Source organism: Streptomyces sp. NPDC056160 (assembly GCF_042268205.1).
Classification (GTDB): Bacteria; Actinomycetota; Actinomycetes; order Streptomycetales; family Streptomycetaceae; genus Streptomyces.
The window spans coordinates 1-1,779 of sequence record NZ_JBHJUW010000329.1 but is presented as its reverse complement, the minus strand read 5'-3'; the positions used below and the strand labels follow the sequence as shown (position 1 = coordinate 1,779).

Below are 1,779 nucleotides of genomic sequence, written 5' to 3'. Positions count from 1 at the left end.
CGTCTCCTCGATCGAGGAGACGGGCGCCGGGCCTGTTCCGTGGTGCGCACCGTCCGAGCGGCGTCACCTCACGCCGGGACCACCCGGTAGCTCAGCATGCCCCAGGGCAGGTTGCTCTGGGCCAAGGACCCGGTGCCGTAGGGGGTGGGGCCGGTGCAGTCAGCCCCGGAGTAGAGCTCGAGAGACCAGGAACCGGAGACCACCTGGACCGATACGGCGGGCTTGGACAGGCTGTGACACGTCCGGGCGTCGTTGAGGTCGACCTTGGTCACGGTGCCGCTTCCGGTGGGACCCGAGTAGAGGTAGGCGCCGTCCTGGAGGGGCGGCCAGCCAGTGGCGCCCGCCGTCCCGGCGCCCAGGGCCAGCAGTGCCGCGGCGGCGGTCAGCGCGGCTGCGGCACCGGCGGTCTTCGTCTTCGGCATGAGCATTTACCCACCTTGTCCTGTGCGGTGACGAATGAGTGAGGAATGTGTCAGGACGGCCCGATCGGTACCGCCACACAGAGATTCTTGCACATTCAAGCACGTGTGAGTGAGGTGAAATCCTGCCATCGAGAGATGTTGCGCCGATCCGGCACATGGTGAGCGTGCGTGTCTGCCCGCACCTGGCTCACATGTATGGCCGAGAAAGACCCCCGTTCCGGGTTGCTTCTTGCCCCGCTGTTTGGTGAACGACACATCACGCCCCCTCGTCGTCACCGACTCGACCGGTTACTTTAGGGGTGGCACTCCAGTCACCTGTCAGGAGAGTGATGTGAGACATGTATTTCGGGTGGCTTCGGCCGGCGGGCGAAGCGTTCGGGGTGGCGTTCGTAAGCCCCGGCGAGGGCGACAGCCCTGTGGTCTCTCACCTCCTGGGCGGTGCCGAAGTGGACGGATGCGGGGGTGTGCAGGCCGATCCCGGAGTGCCTGTGCTCGTGGTTGTAGTAGCCGATGAACGCCTCCATCCACTCCCGGGCGTGCGCCAGGGAGCCGAAGCGTTCTGGATAGTCAGATGCGTACTTGGTGGTGCGGAACTGGCTTTCGCTGAAAGGATTGTCGTTGCTCACCCGGGGTCGGGAATGACTCCTGGTGACACCGAGATCGATCAACAGCTGGGAGACCTTCTTACTGGTCATCGACGTGCCGCGGTCCGCGTGGACGGTGTGGGGCACGATGCCGTTGTGCTCGATGGTCTCGCGGATCAACTTCTCGGCCCGTTCGGCCGTTTCGGCCAGTTCGACGGTGTGCCCGACGATGTAGCGGCTGAAGATGTCGTTGATCGCGTAGGCGTGGAACCAGATGCCCTTGGCTGGTCCGGGCAGCCGCGTGATGTCCCACGTGAACACTTCCGACGGCCCGGTCCGCGACCAGCTCGGGGATCGCCTTGGGTGGGTGGATGGCCTGGCGGCGGCGTTCGCCGTTCTGCCCCGCGGCGGACAGGATCCGGTACATCGTCCGCTCGGAGCACCAGTAGTTCCCTGCGTCCAGCTCACGTGCCCAGACCTGGGCGGGTGGCAGGTCGACGTACTCAGGCCGGTTCAGCAACTCCAGGATGTCGGCCCGCTCGGCCGGTGAGAGGGCCGAGGCGGGCGTGGGTCTTGGGGGCAGGGTGGGCTTCGGCTTGGGGTTGATGTGGCGGTAGTGGGTGGCACGTGAGCGTCCGGTCAGCCGGCAGGCCGCCGTGGTCCCCAACTGCCCCTGGACACCCGCGAAAGCGTCATCGATCAACGGTGCGGCGGCGTGCTTCAGTCCGCGCTCTCGGAGAGCAGTTCCAAGAGCGCGTTGGCTTTTCCCATGA

General features: G+C 66.0%; 2 protein-coding genes. Both read right to left on the bottom strand.

Features of this window, described 5'->3' with window-relative positions; translation table 11 throughout:
• Positions 1–68 precede the first annotated feature (68 nt).
• Positions 69–422: a hypothetical protein gene (locus ACFC02_RS42490; RefSeq protein WP_376368381.1), complete on the bottom strand. Its 354-nt coding sequence runs from the start codon at positions 420–422 to the stop codon at positions 69–71.
• 311 nt (positions 423–733) lie between these two features.
• Positions 734–1,327, bottom strand: coding sequence for a transposase (locus ACFC02_RS42485; RefSeq protein ID WP_376368379.1), 594 nt, complete (start codon positions 1,325–1,327; stop codon positions 734–736).
• Positions 1,328–1,779: the final 452 nt, after the last annotated feature.

What these genes read in the sequence shown, in the direction of transcription:
- ACFC02_RS42490 (WP_376368381.1), bottom strand. Translation starts at nt 422, where the DNA reads ATGCCGAAGACGAAGACCGCCGGTGCCGCAGCCGCGCTGACCGCCGCC.